Annotated in this window: 15 protein-coding genes; 10 read left to right on the top strand and 5 right to left on the bottom strand. The window is 47.2% G+C overall.

Annotated elements, in window-relative coordinates:
• Positions 1 to 282 precede the first annotated feature (282 nt).
• A complete protein-coding gene (gene rne, locus ACNKW2_RS07020) occupies positions 283 to 3,558 on the top strand; it encodes a ribonuclease E (protein WP_419147915.1) in 3,276 nt (1,091 codons plus the stop codon).
• A gap of 147 nt (positions 3,559 to 3,705) precedes the next feature.
• Positions 3,706 to 5,364: a SulP family inorganic anion transporter gene (locus tag ACNKW2_RS07015; protein ID WP_419147914.1), complete on the top strand. Its 1,659-nt coding sequence runs from the start codon at positions 3,706 to 3,708 to the stop codon at positions 5,362 to 5,364.
• Here ACNKW2_RS07015 and ACNKW2_RS07010 read toward each other — a convergent pair.
• Positions 5,336 to 6,226, bottom strand: coding sequence for a LysR family transcriptional regulator (locus ACNKW2_RS07010; RefSeq protein WP_419147913.1), 891 nt, complete (start codon positions 6,224 to 6,226; stop codon positions 5,336 to 5,338). The genes ACNKW2_RS07015 and ACNKW2_RS07010 overlap by 29 nt on opposite strands.
• A gap of 96 nt (positions 6,227 to 6,322) precedes the next feature.
• On the opposite strand from ACNKW2_RS07010, the gene ACNKW2_RS07005 reads away from it, so the two are divergent.
• Together ACNKW2_RS07005 and fghA are read left to right on the top strand one after the other, a co-directional pair.
• Positions 6,323 to 7,444 carry an S-(hydroxymethyl)glutathione dehydrogenase/class III alcohol dehydrogenase gene (locus tag ACNKW2_RS07005; protein ID WP_336566044.1) on the top strand — a complete coding sequence of 374 codons (1,122 nt, stop codon included), beginning with the start codon at positions 6,323 to 6,325 and terminating at the stop codon, positions 7,442 to 7,444.
• 58 nt (positions 7,445 to 7,502) lie between these two features.
• Positions 7,503 to 8,348 (top strand): S-formylglutathione hydrolase, encoded by an 846-nt coding sequence (fghA, locus tag ACNKW2_RS07000; RefSeq protein ID WP_419147936.1) that lies wholly within the window; start codon positions 7,503 to 7,505, stop codon positions 8,346 to 8,348.
• Between the two features lie 46 nt (positions 8,349 to 8,394).
• On the opposite strand, the gene ACNKW2_RS06995 is transcribed toward fghA, so the two are convergent.
• Both ACNKW2_RS06995 and ACNKW2_RS06990 read right to left on the bottom strand, forming a co-directional pair.
• Entirely contained in the window at positions 8,395 to 8,598 is a 204-nt protein-coding gene (locus tag ACNKW2_RS06995) for a hypothetical protein (protein WP_419147912.1), read from the bottom strand.
• A gap of 599 nt (positions 8,599 to 9,197) precedes the next feature.
• On the bottom strand, positions 9,198 to 11,096 hold the full coding sequence (locus tag ACNKW2_RS06990; RefSeq protein WP_419147911.1) for a beta-ketoacyl synthase: 1,899 nt from the start codon (positions 11,094 to 11,096) through the stop codon (positions 9,198 to 9,200).
• A 119-nt stretch (positions 11,097 to 11,215) separates the two neighbouring features.
• On the opposite strand from ACNKW2_RS06990, the gene ACNKW2_RS06985 reads away from it, so the two are divergent.
• Positions 11,216 to 12,208 carry a GlxA family transcriptional regulator gene (locus tag ACNKW2_RS06985; RefSeq protein WP_419147910.1) on the top strand — a complete coding sequence of 331 codons (993 nt, stop codon included), beginning with the start codon at positions 11,216 to 11,218 and terminating at the stop codon, positions 12,206 to 12,208.
• Between the two features lie 13 nt (positions 12,209 to 12,221).
• On the opposite strand, the gene ACNKW2_RS06980 is transcribed toward ACNKW2_RS06985, so the two are convergent.
• Both ACNKW2_RS06980 and ACNKW2_RS06975 read right to left on the bottom strand, forming a co-directional pair.
• Positions 12,222 to 12,698, bottom strand: coding sequence for a transcription elongation factor GreAB (locus tag ACNKW2_RS06980; protein ID WP_336566037.1), 477 nt, complete (start codon positions 12,696 to 12,698; stop codon positions 12,222 to 12,224).
• Positions 12,695 to 13,141, bottom strand: coding sequence for a hypothetical protein (locus ACNKW2_RS06975; protein WP_419147909.1), 447 nt, complete (start codon positions 13,139 to 13,141; stop codon positions 12,695 to 12,697). The genes ACNKW2_RS06980 and ACNKW2_RS06975 overlap by 4 nt, the downstream gene beginning before the upstream one ends.
• 289 nt (positions 13,142 to 13,430) lie before the next feature.
• Here ACNKW2_RS06975 and ccoN point away from each other — a divergent pair, with 289 nt between their 5' ends.
• From ccoN to ACNKW2_RS06950, 5 genes are all read left to right on the top strand, one after another.
• A complete protein-coding gene (gene ccoN / locus ACNKW2_RS06970; protein WP_336566035.1) occupies positions 13,431 to 14,864 on the top strand; it encodes a cytochrome-c oxidase, cbb3-type subunit I in 1,434 nt (477 codons plus the stop codon).
• A 12-nt stretch (positions 14,865 to 14,876) separates the two neighbouring features.
• Positions 14,877 to 15,551, top strand: coding sequence for a cytochrome-c oxidase, cbb3-type subunit II (gene ccoO / locus ACNKW2_RS06965; RefSeq protein WP_336566034.1), 675 nt, complete (start codon positions 14,877 to 14,879; stop codon positions 15,549 to 15,551).
• Between the two features lie 5 nt (positions 15,552 to 15,556).
• Entirely contained in the window at positions 15,557 to 15,742 is a 186-nt protein-coding gene (locus ACNKW2_RS06960; protein WP_336566033.1) for a cbb3-type cytochrome oxidase subunit 3, read from the top strand.
• On the top strand, positions 15,739 to 16,704 hold the full coding sequence (gene ccoP, locus ACNKW2_RS06955) for a cytochrome-c oxidase, cbb3-type subunit III (protein ID WP_419147908.1): 966 nt from the start codon (positions 15,739 to 15,741) through the stop codon (positions 16,702 to 16,704). Before ACNKW2_RS06960 ends, ccoP begins: the two co-directional genes overlap by 4 nt.
• 118 nt (positions 16,705 to 16,822) lie before the next feature.
• The gene (locus tag ACNKW2_RS06950) at positions 16,823 to 17,314 is read left to right on the top strand and encodes a FixH family protein (protein WP_419147907.1); all 492 of its coding nucleotides are present in this window, start codon (positions 16,823 to 16,825) and stop codon (positions 17,312 to 17,314) included.
• Positions 17,315 to 17,317: the final 3 nt, after the last annotated feature.

The raw sequence follows: 17,317 nt of genomic DNA, 5'->3' as shown, positions 1-17,317 counted from the left end.
GACCGCAACTCGTCAAACTCATAAGTATCTGAAGAGGTAAGCTGGATCATTGAAAATAACATCAGTGACAGCATATGAATGCCAAGGCACTTATGAAACGTCATAAACGTTACAAACACGAATGCAAAATCAGTGAAGTTATCCTGATAACAGCGGTTACTGTAAATATACTCTTTCTCCCAGTCGTGAGACTGCATTAATAATCAGAGTATCCAGGAGTTATAAACCGCCACTGGCTATACGTATCAGGCGCTGTAAATAAATTGAGTAGAGAATTACAATATGAAACGTATGCTGATCAATGCGACGCAGCAAGAAGAAATGCGCGTAGCACTGGTTGACGGCCAGCGTCTATATGATTTAGACATTGAAAGTCCTGGTCACGAACAGAAAAAAGCCAACATATACAAGGGTAAAATTACCCGTATCGAACCCTCACTAGAAGCCGCCTTTGTTGATTATGGCGCCGAGCGTCATGGTTTCCTGCCACTAAAAGAGATTGCTAAAACCTACTTCCCTTCTGGCTACACCTTTAACGGCCGCCCTAATATCAAAGATGTTATTAAAGAAGGTCAAGAGGTAATCGTTCAAGTTGATAAAGAAGAACGAGGCCAAAAAGGCGCAGCGTTAACCACCTTTATTAGTGTCGCAGGCAGTTATTTAGTACTGATGCCGAACAACCCACGTGCCGGCGGTATCTCACGCCGTATCGAAGGCGATGAGCGTATCGAGCTTAAAGAAGCTCTAAGCCGTTTAAATGTGCCTAAAGGCATGGGGTTAATCGTACGTACTGCCGGTGTGGGAAAATCTTTTGAAGAGCTTGAGTACGACCTTAAAGCCCTTCTGGTGCATTGGGAAGCCATTCAAAATGCTGCTGACAGTGGCAAGGCGCCGTTCCTTATCCATCAAGAAAGCAACGTTATTTTCCGTGCTATCCGCGATTATTTACGTCGTGATATCGGTGAGATTCTAATTGATAAGCCACGCGTGTTTGAAGAAGCCAAGGCACACATTGAGCGTTTCCGCCCTGACTTTATTAACCGCGTTAAGTTGTATCAAAACGATGTGCCTTTGTTTACCCATTACCAAATTGAAAGCCAGATTGAGTCGGCTTTCCAACGTGAAGTGCGTTTACCATCGGGCGGTTCAATCGTTATTGATCCAACAGAGGCACTGACCTCAATCGACATTAACTCTTCAAAAGCCACCAAAGGCGGCGACATTGAAGAGACAGCGCTGAACACCAACTTAGAAGCAGCCGATGAAATCGCCAGACAATTGCGTTTGCGTGACCTAGGCGGCCTGATCGTAATCGATTTTATCGATATGACACCACCGCGCCATCAGCGTGAAGTAGAGAACCGCTTAAAAGAAGCCGTTCGTACTGACCGTGCCCGAGTGCAAATTGGTAAAATCTCTCGCTTCGGTTTGTTGGAAATGTCCCGCCAACGCTTGCGCCCTTCATTAGGTGAAGCAAGCCAGCACACTTGTCCACGCTGTGATGGGCAAGGCACAATCCGCTCTAACGAGTCTATTGCTCTGTCGATTTTGCGCTTAATTGAAGAAGAAGCCATTAAAGACAACACCGCTCAAGTTAACGCCCAAGTGCCTGTGGCCGTGGGTGCGTATTTGCTCAATGAGAAACGCCGTTCAGTACAGCGCATTGAAAAGCGCCATGAATGCCATGTTATCATTATTCCAAACCAGCACCTTGAGACACCACACTATGAAGTGGTGAGACTGCGTAAGGATGAAACACCAGAAGCAGCCAGCTACCAACAAATTGTTACCCCAGAGCCGGAAGCAATGGAAGTGGCGCGACCGCAAACGGTAGTAAAAGAAGAGCCGGTGCTTAAAGGCGTGGTGATGCCAGATGCCCCTGCTCCGACTCCAGAAGCGCAACCACAACCAAAGGCGCCTGAGCCACAAGCTAAAAAAGCGGCTGAGGAAAGTTTACTTACTAAGCTTGGTAATTGGTTAAAAGGCTTATTTGCTCCTGCAGAAGAAGAGAAAAAGCCAGAGCAAGAGCAACCTAAGCGCGAATCAAACCGCCAAAACAACAACCGCCGTCGCAACAATAATCGCCGTCGCAATAATAATCGTCGCCGTCAAGATAACCAAAAAGACGATAAGCCAAACGATGCTGTGCAGAGCAAAGACGACAATGGTAATAAGGAACAGCGCAGTGATAATCGTAAGCGCCGTCGCCCTAATAACCGTAAACGTTCTGAGCAAGACAAAGCAAATCGTCCAGCCAAGCAACAAAATGCAGAAGCAACGGATACTAAGACGGATCATAAAGAGCAACCTGAGGCAGTCAAAGAGCACAAGACTAAACCACGCAGACAGCGTCGTAACCTACGCAAGAAAGTCCGTGTGGAAACTGAAGCTCAAGACAACACAGTGAGCACTGAGCAGAGCAACGCAGCGGCAACTGACGCAACCACTACCCCAGTGGCTGAGCAGAAGGCCGATAGCAACAAAGCGAAAAAGCCGGCAAAAGCTAAAGCGGAAAAAGTCAAAGCACAACGTGATGACACAGCGCAAGCGCCGGAGCCTGCAGCCGAGCCATTAGAAACTGCATCAGCAGAGCAAACCGTTGATACCAACGCGCCTAAAGCGGAAGCAGAGACAGCGCACACTGACGGCAATACTACACAGCAGTCCAATGCAGAAGCTGTGGATGAGGAGCAAAAGGAAAGCCGCACTCGTTCGCGTCGTTCACCTCGCCACCTTCGTGCCGCAGGACAGCGCCGCCGCCGTCAAGATGCGCCTGAAAAGTCGCAATCTAGTGCCTTTGTTCCGGTTGCCGATCAAGCGGCCGCTGAGTATGAAGCACAATTGCAAGCACAATCGCACAGTGAAGACGACAGCAGCAATGCGGTAACAAACACCGCAGAGCAAGCGGAGTCTGTCTCGTCAGCGCCAGCAGAAACTGCAACCACTGACACAGTAGCGGTGGATACTAGCACTGATGAGCAAGCACCGGCAGCTGAAGAGCAAGCCGTTGAGACGCCTGAGCAATCTCAGCAAGTTGAGCACAGTGCAGCAGCGGAACAAGCTGAGACAGAAGTTAACGCAATCGAGGAAGAGGTTTCAAGCAGTTCGGATGCACAGCAATCAGCGAGTGCAGCAACGGCTAGCCAGGAGTCTGCAGATGAGGCGCCTGAAAGTGCCGTTCAATCAGAGCAAAGCGATGAACAGCTAGCGTCTAAATCTGACTCAGCGCCACAACAGGCTGAAGCGAATGCAGCAGAGCCTGCCTCTGCAGATGAGCCACACGCCGACGTTGAGACTGAAGCTGCATCAGAGCCTGAAGTAACTGAACCTGAAACAACGGCAACGCCAGTCAATGGTCAAGCCCGCACACGTTATCAATACAGTGCTAATGCGCCAATGACCAAAGCAGAAAGTGTGGTTGAGCAAAATACCATGCCAACGCCAAAAGCTATGCCATTAGAGAACCGCCCAGCTGCCAGCAGCAGCTCCGGCGCGGGTTCGAAATCACCCAGTGGCAAAGCGAGTGCCGACATGGCCTCTCCTGCCCAAGTTGGTTAATAAACAAAACCTAAGCCAGTCTTTCTAGACTGGCTTTTTTTTGTTTGGTAATTGTTCTACCGCAATGGTAATACCAGTCCTTCATGGCGCTTAAGGCCAATTATCAGGTAGAATGCCGTCAATTTTTTGATCGTTATAGTCAAAAGTATGTTCACACTAAAGAGATTTCAACACGCCACAATTAAGGGTGACCTGTTTGGCGGAGTGACCACCGCGATTATTTCATTGCCATTGGCACTGGCATTTGGCGTGGCCTCGGGTGCTGGCGCTGAAGCAGGCATGTGGGGCGCCATATTAGTGGGGTTATTTGCAGCCCTATTCGGTGGTTCAACCTCGCTGATCTCAGAGCCTACCGGCCCAATGACAGTGATCATGACTGCGGTGTTAACTGCAACCATGAGTAAATACCCAGAAAATGGTCTGGCCATGGGCTTCACGGTAGTGATGATGGCCGGTGCCTTCCAGATCCTACTGGGCACCCTTAAGCTCGGTAAATACGTGACCTTAATGCCATACAGTGTCATATCCGGCTTTATGTCTGGTATTGGGGTGATTTTAATTATCTTGCAATTGGCTCCGTTACTGGGTCACCAAGCCCCTGCCGGAGGCGTAATTGGTACCTTAGCCAATCTGCCGGAGCTGGTACTCGATTTACACCTTGCGGAATTATTCTTAGGCGTTATCACCTTAGCTATCTTGTTTAAGATGCCAAGTCGCTGGCGTCAATACGTACCAGCGCAATTGGTGGCTTTGGTTGCCGTGACCTTGCTGTCAGTGATTGTTTTCGATACTGACACCATTCGCCGGATTGGTGAAATACCCAGTGGCTTACCGAGCTTAGTGTTTCCGGTGCTATCGCCAGAACTCTTTATTGAGATGCTGATTGATGCTTTGGTGCTGGGTACTTTGGGCTGCATTGACACGCTCCTGACCGCGGTCATCGCCGATAGCCTAACCAGAACCGAGCATGACTCTGATAAAGAGTTACGTGGTCAAGGGATAGCTAACATGCTCGCTGGCTTGTTTGGTGCACTGCCAGGGGCAGGAGCAACCATGGGCACAGTGGTGAATATCCAAGTAGGTGCCCGCTCTCCCATTGCTGGTATCTGTCGTGCGTTGATCCTCATGGCCGTAGTGTTTGTCGCAGGCGGTTTAACTGAGCCCATCCCCATGGCGGTATTAGCGGGTATCGCGGTGTATGTTGGCTACAATATTTTGGATTGGAGTTTTATCCAGCGCGCGCACAAGTTAAGTGTCAGCCAAATGGCAATTATGTACGGCGTGATGCTGCTCACCGTGTTTGTCGACCTCATTGTTGCTGTGGGTCTTGGCGTGTTTATCTCTAATATTATGGTGATCGAGCGCCTAAGCCAAGTGCAAGAAAATCATGTTAAAGCCATTAGTGACAGTGATAGCGATGAATACGTGCCATTGACCGAGAATGAGCGAGCGCTGCTCGACCAAGCCGATGGCAAGCTGTTATTTTTCTACCTCTCAGGGCCGATGATATTCAGTGTCTCAAAAGCCATTGCCAGACAGCATCGTAAAATAAGCGAATACAACGCCATGGTGTTGGATTTAAGTGATGTTGCCATGATAGATGTTACCGTTGGCTTGGCCATTGAGAATGCTATCTCTGATGCTCTAGATGCCAATTGCAGCGTCTATATCTACTCGCCCAACAGTGAGACCACTGATAAGCTAAAACGCTTAAATATTCACGACCGTCTAGGCGACAAAGCCTTTTGTGATAGCCGCGAGCAAGCGCTCAGTGAAGCTATCGATAAGATGGCGAAAACTGACTGAAGTATTCACTTAAATGGTCGAGCATAAGCCGCAAACTGGTGGCGACAAATTGCCTGGGCGGATACAGCGCCCAGACTCCCTCTTGCTCGGGGCGAAACGCCGTTAATACTTCCGTCAGCTCGCCTGAGGCCAATGCTTCTTGGACATAGTAATGGGGAAGCTGTACTAAGCCTAAGCCTTGTTTGGCAGCTGCTAATAAGCCCCAGCCGCTGTTGCAGCGCAGCGCCCCACTCACTTTAACAAAGCGGGAATTGCCCTCCTCTAAAAATCGCCATTCACTGCTGTTACCTATCAAACACTGATGCTTTGCAAGCTCTGACAGCGTATGGGGCTGGCCATAATGATCGAGATACGACTGTGCGCCGCACACCATGGTCTCTCGCACGGTCAACTTTTTAGCGCGCAGTGAGGAGTCTTGTAATGGCCCAAGGCGAATGGCGAGATCAAAGCCCTTATCCAATAAATCGACCTGATGATTGGTTAAGTGGATTTCAACTTCCACTTTCGGATAGAGCCGCATAAACTCAACGATGGCAGGCATCACATACGACTCACCATACATTACTGGCGCGGTGATTTTTAACTTTCCTGTGGGCTGGCGGTCTCTTTGCCGCAGCGCCGCCGTGGCATCATCAAGACCATGCTGCAAGTGTTTGGCATGGGATAAAAACACCTCGCCCTCTTGGGTTAATGCCAGCTTTCTGGTGGTGCGTGTTAACAGTTGCACATTTAGACGCTGCTCGAGTAACTTCACTCGCCGGCTGATCTGGGCGACTGAGGTATTCAACTGCTGTGCTGCCGCACTAAAAGAGCCATTGGCGGCCACTGCGACAAACTCATCTATGCCATTCCACCGATCCATTATTACATATCCGTAAAAGTCTTTATTAATTTTAAAGATTATCAAATTTTAAATGCTAGTTATACTGTGTTTAGTTTCTCAAGAAAGGAAAGTAACATGTCAGAATTCATTAAATCGAAAGCGGCCATTGCTTGGGGCCCAGGGCAACCACTGAGCATTGAAGAAGTGGATGTCATGCCACCGAAAAAAGGCGAAGTATTAGTGAAGATCACCGCCACAGGCGTTTGTCACACCGATGCATTCACTTTATCTGGAGAAGATCCTGAGGGCGTTTTCCCGGCTATTTTAGGCCATGAAGGTGCTGGCATCGTCGAAGCGGTTGGTGAAGGTGTTACCAGCGTTGCCGTTGGTGATCACGTTATTCCGTTATACACCCCTGAGTGTGGTGAGTGTAAGTTCTGTAAGTCGGGCAAAACCAACCTGTGCCAACAGATCCGTGAAACCCAAGGTAAAGGCCTAATGCCAGACGGCACTACGCGCTTTTATAAAGATGGCGAGCCTATCTACCACTACATGGGCACCTCGACGTTTTCTGAGTACACCGTATTGCCAGAAATATCCCTTGCCAAAGTCAACAAAGAAGCACCTCTTGAAGAGATTTGTCTGCTCGGCTGTGGCGTCACCACGGGTATGGGTGCTGTGATGAACACAGCAAAAGTGCAACAAGGCGATACCGTGGCTATTTTTGGTCTCGGTGGCATTGGTTTATCAGCCATCATTGGTGCTCAAATGGCTGGTGCAAGCCGCATTATTGGTATCGACATTAATGAAGACAAATTTGATCTGGCGAAAAAACTAGGCGCCACAGATCTCGTTAACCCTAAAGACTTCGACAAGCCTATCCAAGAAGTCATTGTCGAGATGACCGATGGCGGTGTCGACTTCTCATTTGAATGTATTGGCAATGTTGATGTGATGCGCAGTGCTTTAGAGTGTTGCCATAAAGGCTGGGGGGAATCCGTTATTATTGGTGTCGCAGGCGCCGGTCAAGAGATTTCAACCCGCCCATTTCAATTAGTTACCGGCCGAGTATGGCGCGGTAGTGCCTTTGGCGGGGTTAAGGGCCGCTCTGAGTTACCTGACATCGTAGAACGCTACATGGCAGGTGAGTTTAAATTAAATGACTTTATTACCCACACCATGACGCTGGATGACATTAACGAGGCCTTTGAGCTAATGCACCAAGGTAAGAGCATTCGTTCAGTGATCCATTATTAATAGTTAATTCTACAATCCAAGGACGCCCTAGGCGTCCTTTTCAGTTAGGAGAACCATGATGGAACTAATTTCCAGTAATAAAGTCTCTGGCGGTTGGCACAAGCGATATAAACACCATAGTCAGTGTAATCAATGTGACATGACGTTCGCCATTTTCTTACCACAGCAGGTCAATGAAGGGAAACAAGTACCAGTGTTATATTGGCTTTCTGGCCTGACTTGCACGGATGAAAACTTCATGCAAAAAGCCGGCGCTTTCAAAAAAGCCAACCAACTCGGAATGGCGTTGGTCGTCCCTGACACTAGCCCGCGCGGCGAGGATGTGGCTGATGATCCTGACGGCGCTTATGACTTTGGGCTTGGCGCAGGTTTTTATTTAAACGCAACTCAAGCCCCCTATGCCAAGCACTATCAAATGTACGACTACATCACCCAAGAGCTTCCGACGCTAATCCGCGAGCACTTTCCGGTGACATCACAGCAAGCCATTAGTGGTCATTCTATGGGCGGACATGGCGCATTAGTAATTGGTTTGCGCAACCCAGAGCAATACAGCAGTATTTCGGCGTTCAGCCCAATCGTAAACCCCAGTAATTGCCCTTGGGGACAAAAAGCGTTTACTGGCTACTTAGGTGAGAATAAGCATGATTGGCAGCAATACGATGCCACCGCGTTGATAAGCGACTATAAAGGCAAATGCAAGCCCCCTATTTTAATTGAACAAGGTGCTAGCGATCAATTTTTAGAGCAGCAATTAAAGCCTTGGGTTTTCGAGCAAGCAGCCACTGCCGCGCACTACCCTATGCAATTAAATAGCCACGATGGTTACGACCATAGCTATTTCTTTATTTCGAGCTTTATTGATGACCACCTTGAGTTTCATCATCAGTATTTTGAAAAGTAAAGTGGCGTATCGCAAAAGGCGCTTTGCGCCTTTTAACCATAAAAATCTACATCATACAGACTTCGTTTTTCGCTGAGTAACAGTTATTGATACTAGGACAACCTAGATATACAGCCGTGTCACAGCCAAATGAGCAATTACCCCAAGTATCTACCTGACCACCAGCAGCGCGTGGAGTTGCTTGATAGCCTAGTTCAGCACTTTTATTAGAGAGGTTTTTAATTTTTTTCTTGTTTAAATTTAATTTCATTTCTTTTCCTTAAATAATTATAATTTACCATGATCAATCAAAGATTTAACATCAAGAAACACAATTAACAAGAAAAAACATCTTACAGCCACCATTTGTGTAAAACCAACTCGGCTAGCGGTGGCTAAATTGAAAATACGTAATTCTTATTAGAGAAATAATAAAGCTCTGGTTTTTCAAATAAGCGGCCGCTGCAATAAACGACCTCAGCTAGCGTCACTTCCTACTCACTTTTTCGCTGATAAAAAGTCCGCAATGGCTGGATACGCCGTTAGTGGGCTACAATTCACGAATATGACAAACCGACCAGTGCAATTTCGGAAAACTAGAAAAATGACTATCCGGCTGAGTGATGCGCTTGCTTTTTGGCAGCGGGAAGCCAAGCATCCAGCCAAGTATATTGGGATCGTGAGCTTGCGCAGCTAAGGGTGTGGGCGCCGCATCTTTCGCTTGCAGCAGCCCCTCTCAATACGCAGTATACACTAGCTCATAATACCTACTTCTAGCAGCCACAAAAGCGCCTTGTCGCCTAGCCTATTTTGCAATTAGACATAAAAAAGGCGCACTCCCTGTGCGCCTTGCTTGCTTAACATTATGTATTACAGTAAATCGCTATAAGGATTATGCTCACACAGTTTAATGGCTTGCTCAAACCCTGGAATAGTGAGCTCTTGCTCGCTTAAGGTTAATGCAGACTCATCCACCATGCCTTCACCAAAACGATAAATAAGCTGGTATTGGCCTAAATCAGCGGCTTGTTGGTAGCTGCTTTGACGTGCCTGAGTTTCACCAAGCTTGTGTTGGTAGTCGGCAAACTGCTGGGCACTATAGCGTTTGCTTAGCAGCTGTTTCGTCAACTTTGGAGAAAACACCGTTGCCGTGGCGTTGTTGCCGCCAAAGCCTTTGGAATTAATAAACGCAATGTCCATTTCGTCACACTGATAATGCTCGGTACGAATATCGAGATGTTCACTGTGAACGTCCTCGGCCACGGCATCAATGGTGGTGATCCCTGGCATAATATTGTATTCAAATACCCCCAATGCCATCGCCAATTGATCGCCAGAAGCCGGTGCAATGGTATGACCCACATAGGCTTTCGGTGCCGCCACTTTCCAGCCATTAATACTGAAGGTTTCCGCTAGCTTGTGGTAAATTAATGACTCAGTCACGCGGTTTTGCGGGGTACTGGAGCCATGGGCCAGAATAAAGCTGCGTTTTGCCAGTGCTTCTTTTCCTGCTATCTCTTGCGCCAGCGCCACAGATTTTGCCATGGTGATGTAGTTACCAGGCCCCGGTGCCGTAATGGATTTTTTCACGCCGTCAGCATTAACGAAAACATCCGCCACCGACCCCATGATTTGCGCCCCGAGCTCAAGCGCTAAGGCATCATCCATGAGAATAGCCACTTGTGCGCCTTCACCAATGGTAAAGCCACAGTTTTCTCCAAATGGTCGGCTGGTTTTGCGATAATCTACCGTGTCGGTGTTGTCCAGCTTACGTAAGCCTTCCTCATTCGCCAATGCCCCCATATTGCCAAAACCCTCGATGATCTCAGGGGTAATAGCGCATTCACTACTGGCAACAATGGCAACCCGTGTACGACCCGCTTGAATATCGTTGACGGCGGCGCGCAAGTTATACAAGAACGTGGCGCAAGCGCCTGAGGTGGAGAAGGCAGTACCCACGCTGCCAGTAACGTAGGCATTGATAAAGTCAGTGGACATAGTATTCAGGCCCAACGCCAATTGTTTGGTACTGACTCTATCACCACGCAAGCGACTGCGAACCAGCCCCCCTAAGCCTTCTTCGTTCATTTGCCCTGCGACCGAGGCCGAGTAAGTGCCAATTTGATCCGGGCGCACACTGTTCATGACCTTATCCCAAGGCAAGCCGGTAGAGCGAATGGCATCGGTGGCTGCAAAAATCGTCGCCTGCAAGCCTCTGGGCTGGTAGCGACTGTTGTACATAGTTGCCGGCTCAAAGCCACTGGGTAACTGTCCGGCGGCTTTAATAGGATTGTCGCGGTGACTGAGGTGCTTAACTTCTAGCTGCTCACGGATAACTACTTCGACGGTTTTGTTATCTAGTTCAGTGACCTGCCAACACGCTGGTAACGGCTCAGGTAAGTCACGCTTACGACAACTAAAGACAATTTCTTTGCCGTCGTTGCTGTTCATAGTAAGTTTTTGCTGCCAAGGCGTGGCATCGACATCAAAGTGGTTTTTTTCAATCTTGCGGATCAAGGTGCCTGCTAAGATAGCGTCGCCAAATCGCGTTTCAATGTCACTCTTTGCGACTTCGTCACCTTGCACGTCTACAAGTTTGCCCTCATGATAGGTAACTAAGTTCATCAAGGTGGCTAAGCCAACAAAGGTTTCTTGGCGTGATTTTTGGTCTAGTTTATCAAGTACAATGCGTTTAAAACCTTGATGAAATGAAGTGCGCCCCGCGGCGTTAATTCCCCCCATTCCGACAATGATTGGCAATGCAGTCATGGTATTCCTAAAGTCTGATTGAAAATGATGACATTGATTTTAATTGCATTGAAATTAAACTTTTTGCATTATGCGCCATTAATAACACATTTTTCGCCACAATAAAGAGGTCGGAGCAGATGCAACCCACTACTCGCATTGCTATCGTGCTGTATCAACATATGTTAGTTACCAGTGTGACTTTGCCGCTAGAAATGCTTAAGGCGGGTCAAGCGTTTGCTCGCGTTCACGGCAAACCATCCTTTACGCCTTTAACCGTTGAGCTTTGCAGCAGCGATGGCGAAGCCGTGAATACCGACAACGCTTTGTCTTTACACGCGCAAAGCGACTTTAGCTCGCTGCCCTTGTATGACTACATTATTGTTCCAAGTATTTGGCGCAACCCACGCCCCATTGTGCAGCGTAACCCTGAGCTTAGCACCTCTTTGGCCGATGCTTGGGAAGCCGGCAGTACTTTGGTTGGAGTCGGTACTGGAGTTTGCTTTTTGGCGCAAAGTGGTTTGCTCAATGGCCACTCTGCAACCACCCATTGGCATTTCGCCAAACAGTTTGCCACTTTGTACCCCAATGTTGATTTAAAGCCTGACTACTTTATTACCCAATCAGAGCGTATTTATACCGTCGCCAGCTTAAACGCCTTGGCCGATGTCATCGTCCACTTGATTGAATTACTTTATGGCATTGACGCCGCTCACCACGTACAGCAAAACTTTTCCCATGAAATAAGAAAACCTTATGAAGAACAACGTTATCTTGAAGGGGCCGTAGACCGCCACGCCGATGAGCAAATCGCCGCCATTCAATTTTGGCTGAAAAACAATGCCGCAACGGAGCTGTCATTACCCAGTGTTGCCGCCCAGTTTGATATGAGTTACCGCACCTTTAATCGGCGCTTCAAACAAGCCACAGGTCAAACAGCGGTCGCTTATTTACAACAGCTAAGAGTAGAAATGTCGAAGGAGTTATTGGCCAGCAGCGATTTATCCATTCAAGATATCGCGCTGGCTTGCGGCTTTAACTCTCAGGGGCAGTTAAGTCGCGTGTTTAAACAGCAGATGGGAAAGTCGCCTACCAGTTACCGCCGCATTGTGCGCCGTAAACTGTTTTCTTAAGCGCGCAATCGCTTTATAAAATTTGTGCTACACACAAGCTTTGTTGACGACCATTAAAGGCAAAGGTGAATTCATCATCCACTTGGCAACCGCGTAACTGTTGCCCCAGAGGCGCAGCAAAGGTGAGTACCATTACGGTTTGCCCTTTGCACGCTACTTTTAACCCGCCTTCGCATGGAGCCAAGTAAAACCAGTGCGATTGATTTGACTCGTCAATCAGTTCCACCAAGCTGTTATGCCCTACGGTATTGCTGTGTTGCAGCTGCAGTTGTGCCACTATTTCGTTTTGCGCCCGGTGCAAGGCATCCACTCTTTCGCTTTGCCCTTCAGCCAAATAGCCGTATTCAATGCTTAGCGAGTCATATTGCGTCTCTGCTGCGCTTTGTTCATGAGTCGCGTCCGCCCGAGCGCTGTTGGCGGCTGCCGTGGCATTCAGTAACTGCTGCTCTAAGGCAAACTTTAAATGTTCAATAAAAACGCTTTTATTCATTGGTAACTCACTACGATTGGCTGGCTATAGAGCTGAGCTTGACCATTCACGACCACATCTAAGCGCAATAACCAGCGCATCTTAGGGTCACTACACATACCCACCATGGCACTTGCTGTGAGGCTATCGTCAAAAAATACCGGAATACGCCCCATATTCATGTTTTCCCCTTCTAACCACGCCGATTTCACTTCAACTTTAGTATTAGTTTGCAGCTGAATAACAAACTCGGTTTCGGGCTCAACCCTTGCGGAACCTAGGAATAACGAGAGGTGCTCGGAAAGTTTACAAGGGGATTGCGATAAACAAACATTTTTTGTTACTGAACTTTCACTATTTTCTGAACGTTCATGTATAATAGCAGTTGGGTCTGAACAGGCCACGAGGAAAAATCCTAGCATTGCCATGGTTAATTGCTTTGCAATCATGCTGGTTACCGTCACAACTTAAACCTGCGCAGTGTACGCAAGTTTAAAGACAATTGCTAGGTCGCTTAAGAAGCATACAAAAAGCGCGCTAAAAATTGATTGATGTCATAATTTTAGGTGTTTTTGGTATCTTTTCAGCAGCAAAAAAATTATTATTTCCTCGCAAAAATAAAGGTTTCTCGGGCTGGTTAGGTTTGCACTCAGGGTTTGAGTGAAAACATGACGGGCTTGAAGAAATATAACTAGGGCCTGTAATTCAGGTAATTCATTTCTAATCGCAATAAATTGCAGCGGAATCCAGAAAATGAGCCAAACAGTAGCATCACAAACTGAGTACAATTATAAAGTTGTACGCCAATTCGCTATCATGACAGTGATTTGGGGCATTGTTGGCATGGGTGTAGGTGTATTTATCGCAGCGCAACTTGCGTGGCCTGCGTTAAACTTCGACATTCCATGGTTAACATACTCTAGACTACGTCCGTTACATACGAACGCAGTAATCTTTGCATTTGGTACAAGTGCACTATTTGCAACCTCTTACTATGTTGTGCAGCGCACGTGTCAAACGCGCCTGTTCTCTGACAAACTTGCCGCATTCACATTTTGGGGCTGGCAAGCCATTATCGTCGCAGCAGCTATCACGCTACCGCTAGGTATTACTTCTTCTAAAGAGTATGCTGAGCTTGAGTGGCCAATTGATATTGCTATCGCAGTGGTATGGGTAACTTACGCAGTGGTATTCTTTGGTACTCTTATTAAGCGTAAAGTGTCACACATTTATGTAGCAAACTGGTTCTATGCTGGTTTCATTATCACCGTTGCTGTTCTTCACATTGTAAACAGCATGGCTGTGCCAATCTCATTGACTAAATCATACTCAATCTACGCCGGTGCGGTAGATGCCATGGTTCAGTGGTGGTATGGTCACAACGCGGTAGGCTTCCTTCTTACAGCTGGTTTCCTTGGTATGATGTATTACTTTGTACCAAAACAAGCTGGCCGTCCGGTGTATTCTTACCGTCTATCGGTTGTTCACTTCTGGGCGCTGGTTTCACTTTACATCTGGGCTGGTCCTCACCACCTACACTACACAGCACTACCAGACTGGACGCAGTCTCTAGGTATGGTAATGTCAGTGATTCTATTCGTGCCTTCTTGGGGTGGTATGATCAACGGTATCATGACGCTTTCAGGTGCATGGCACAAACTTCGTACTGACCCAATTTTACGTTTCCTAGTGGTTTCACTGTCGTTCTACGGTATGTCGACTTTTGAAGGCCCAATGATGGCAATCAAGTCGGTTAACGCCCTTTCACACTACACAGACTGGACTGTAGGTCACGTACACTCTGGTGCGCTAGGTTGGGTTGCAATGATCTCTATCGGTGCAATTTATCACCTTATCCCAGCACTATTTGGTCACGGCAACATGTACAGCATTAAGCTTATCAATACCCACTTCTGGTTACACACAGTTGGTGTTGTACTGTACATCGTAGCTATGTGGATCTCTGGTGTTATGCAGGGTCTAATGTGGCGTGCAGTAAACTCTGACGGTACCTTAATGTACAGCTTCGTACAATCACTTGAAGCTTCTAAGCCGTTCTACATCATGCGATTCCTAGGCGGTGTGTTCATCGTTGCTGGTATGCTGATTATGGCTTACAACGTATACCGTACGGTTTCAGCAAAAAGTGGCGAGTTAGCTACTGATGCTAATCCACAAGTGGCTTAAGGGGTAGTGAGTATGAGCAACAATAACTCTACAAACAAACACGAAATCGTTGAAAAGAACGTTGGCCTAATGGCTATTCTAACGGTGTTCGCGATTAGCTTTGGTGCTTTAGTAGAAATTACGCCACTAATGTTCCAAGATGACACAACTAAGCCAGTTGAGGGATTACGTCCACTGACTGCGCTGGAAATGGAAGGCCGTGATATCTACGTTCGTGAAGGCTGTTATAACTGTCACTCACAGATGATCCGTCCTTTCCGCGATGAAGTTGAACGTTATGGTCACTACTCAGTCGCCGGTGAATCAGTTTGGGATCACCCATTCCAGTGGGGTTCTAAGCGTACGGGTCCTGATTTGGCACGGGTTGGTGAGCGCTATTCAGATGATTGGCATTATGCCCACTTAATGGATCCGCGCTCGGTAGTACCTGAGTCGAACATGCCAGGTTACCCATGGCTAGATAGCAACAGAGTTGATACCACCCATACTTTGAAGAAATTACAAGTGTTCCGTGATGCATTTGGCATTGATAAGTCTTCTGACCGCTACAATGGCAAAGGCTACGGTGATGATGCAGAGCTACAAGCACAGGTTGATGAAATCCGTGCGATGAACGACGGCAAAGGTGCTACAGAAATGCAAGCACTTATCGCCTACTTACAGCAACTTGGCACACACTTGAAGTAATTATTATGGATTACGGCACATACAGAGGCATTTTGACTCTGGTAATTTTGATATTGTTTATAGTGATTGTTGTATGGGCTTATAGCAAGCGGTCAAAACGCCGTTTTGACGACGCCGCCAAAGCCATCTTTGAAGATGAAAAAGAACACAACAACACTATCTCTAATGAGGAAAAGGAGTCTGAAAAATGACTAGCTTTTGGAGTATCTGGGTTATTGTATTAACCCTTGCATGTCTAGCTCTGATTTTCGGCTTGCTACTTTGGAACCTGAAAAACTACACAGGCGTCAAAGAAGGTGAAAGCTGTGGCCACGAGTTTGACGGTATCGAAGAACTAAACAACCCACTGCCTAAGTGGTGGACCTACATGTTCTTCGCAACCTTTATTTGGTCGGTATATTACCTTGCGGCGTATCCTGGCTTAGGTAACTATGAAGGCTTTTTGAACTGGACCAGTTCTAACCAAGGGGTTACCTCTTTGGAAAAATCTAAGGAAGCCGTTGCAAAAGCTAAGGCAAATGGTGAGTGGGTTCAACTTGATAAAGAGTTTGAAGCAGCCGATGCTCGCTTCGGTCCTATTTTCCAAGAGTTTGCTAAACAAGACGTATTAGCTCTGGCTAAGAACGAAGAAGCACTGGAAATCGGTCAGCGTTTGTTTGCGCAAAACTGCGCTCAGTGTCACGGTTCAGATGCTCGTGGCGGCACTGGTTTCCCTAACCTTACCGACGATGATTGGTTGTATGGCGGTTCTCCTGACAAGATCAAAGAAACGCTATTACAAGGCCGCGTTGCAGCCATGCCAGGTTGGCAGGATGCGCTTGGCGACCAAGGCATCAAAGAAATGACTGCCTACGTGTTAAGCCTATCAGGTCGTACCGTTAACCAAAAAGACGCCGCAGCGGGTAAAGCCAAGTTTGCTATGTGTGCTGCCTGTCACGGTATGGACGGTAAAGGGTCTGTTGCCCATAACCTACCGTTTGGTGCACCTAACCTAACTGACAACATCTGGCTATATGGTGGCTCTCAGCGCGCGGTTGAAGAAACCCTACGTCATGGCCGTGCCGGTGTAATGCCAGCTTGGAAAGAGATCTTAGGTGAAGACAAAGTACACCTACTTACAGCATACGTTTATAGCCTGTCTCAGGAAAAATAAACTCACAGTTTGTAAGCTTATTTAAGATCAAAAAAGCCTCCGATTGGAGGCTTTTTTTTAGGTATTTACCGTAACTTACGGTAGAATATCGGCAAGTTTTATAGCCCTGTGAGCAACTATGAACCCGACCCCTTGGTATAAGAATTTTTGGCCCTGGTTTTTAATCTTTTTCCCGCTAGCAACCATCATTGCCTGTGTCTTGTTAGTGACTTTAGCTGTCGGCAACGGCCCCGACATGGTAGTAGATGACTACTATAAAAAAGGCAAAGCCATTAACCTGGAATTAAGTAAATTCAACAAAGCCAAAGCTTTGTATTTGCATGGCGATTTACGCGTTCAAAACCAAAAGGTGTCGTTTAAATTTACCAAAGGCGATTACTCTAAAGTACATGCCTTAAAGCTCTCTTTTTACCACCGCACCATCGAAAAGTACGATTTTGCTGTCATCTTAACTAAGAACGCCAGCGATGAGTTTACCGGTCTACTAGATGAGCCCCACAGTGGCGCGTTTACAATTTTTATTGAACCTATGGATGGCAGTTGGAAAATGAAAGAAAAGCTCCAACTTCCCCACCAAGATGTGATTGCAATAACACCGCAGTATAAGTAACCG

The sequence above is a fragment of the Pseudoalteromonas 'SMAR' genome (assembly GCF_048515945.1).
Classification (GTDB): Bacteria; Pseudomonadota; Gammaproteobacteria; order Enterobacterales; family Alteromonadaceae; genus Pseudoalteromonas.
Note: the sequence above shows the minus strand (reverse complement) of the source record. Positions and strands in the feature narration are given on the sequence as shown.

What these genes read in the sequence shown, in the direction of transcription:
- rne (WP_419147915.1), top strand. Translation starts at nt 283, where the DNA reads ATGAAACGTATGCTGATCAATGCGACGCAGCAAGAAGAAATGCGCGTA.
- ACNKW2_RS07015 (WP_419147914.1), top strand. Translation starts at nt 3,706, where the DNA reads ATGTTCACACTAAAGAGATTTCAACACGCCACAATTAAGGGTGACCTG.
- ACNKW2_RS07010 (WP_419147913.1), bottom strand. Translation starts at nt 6,226, where the DNA reads ATGGATCGGTGGAATGGCATAGATGAGTTTGTCGCAGTGGCCGCCAAT.
- ACNKW2_RS07005 (WP_336566044.1), top strand. Translation starts at nt 6,323, where the DNA reads ATGTCAGAATTCATTAAATCGAAAGCGGCCATTGCTTGGGGCCCAGGG.
- fghA (WP_419147936.1), top strand. Translation starts at nt 7,503, where the DNA reads ATGGAACTAATTTCCAGTAATAAAGTCTCTGGCGGTTGGCACAAGCGA.
- ACNKW2_RS06995 (WP_419147912.1), bottom strand. Translation starts at nt 8,598, where the DNA reads ATGAAATTAAATTTAAACAAGAAAAAAATTAAAAACCTCTCTAATAAA.
- ACNKW2_RS06990 (WP_419147911.1), bottom strand. Translation starts at nt 11,096, where the DNA reads ATGACTGCATTGCCAATCATTGTCGGAATGGGGGGAATTAACGCCGCG.
- ACNKW2_RS06985 (WP_419147910.1), top strand. Translation starts at nt 11,216, where the DNA reads ATGCAACCCACTACTCGCATTGCTATCGTGCTGTATCAACATATGTTA.
- ACNKW2_RS06980 (WP_336566037.1), bottom strand. Translation starts at nt 12,698, where the DNA reads ATGAATAAAAGCGTTTTTATTGAACATTTAAAGTTTGCCTTAGAGCAG.
- ccoN (WP_336566035.1), top strand. Translation starts at nt 13,431, where the DNA reads ATGAGCCAAACAGTAGCATCACAAACTGAGTACAATTATAAAGTTGTA.
- ccoO (WP_336566034.1), top strand. Translation starts at nt 14,877, where the DNA reads ATGAGCAACAATAACTCTACAAACAAACACGAAATCGTTGAAAAGAAC.
- ACNKW2_RS06960 (WP_336566033.1), top strand. Translation starts at nt 15,557, where the DNA reads ATGGATTACGGCACATACAGAGGCATTTTGACTCTGGTAATTTTGATA.
- ccoP (WP_419147908.1), top strand. Translation starts at nt 15,739, where the DNA reads ATGACTAGCTTTTGGAGTATCTGGGTTATTGTATTAACCCTTGCATGT.
- ACNKW2_RS06950 (WP_419147907.1), top strand. Translation starts at nt 16,823, where the DNA reads ATGAACCCGACCCCTTGGTATAAGAATTTTTGGCCCTGGTTTTTAATC.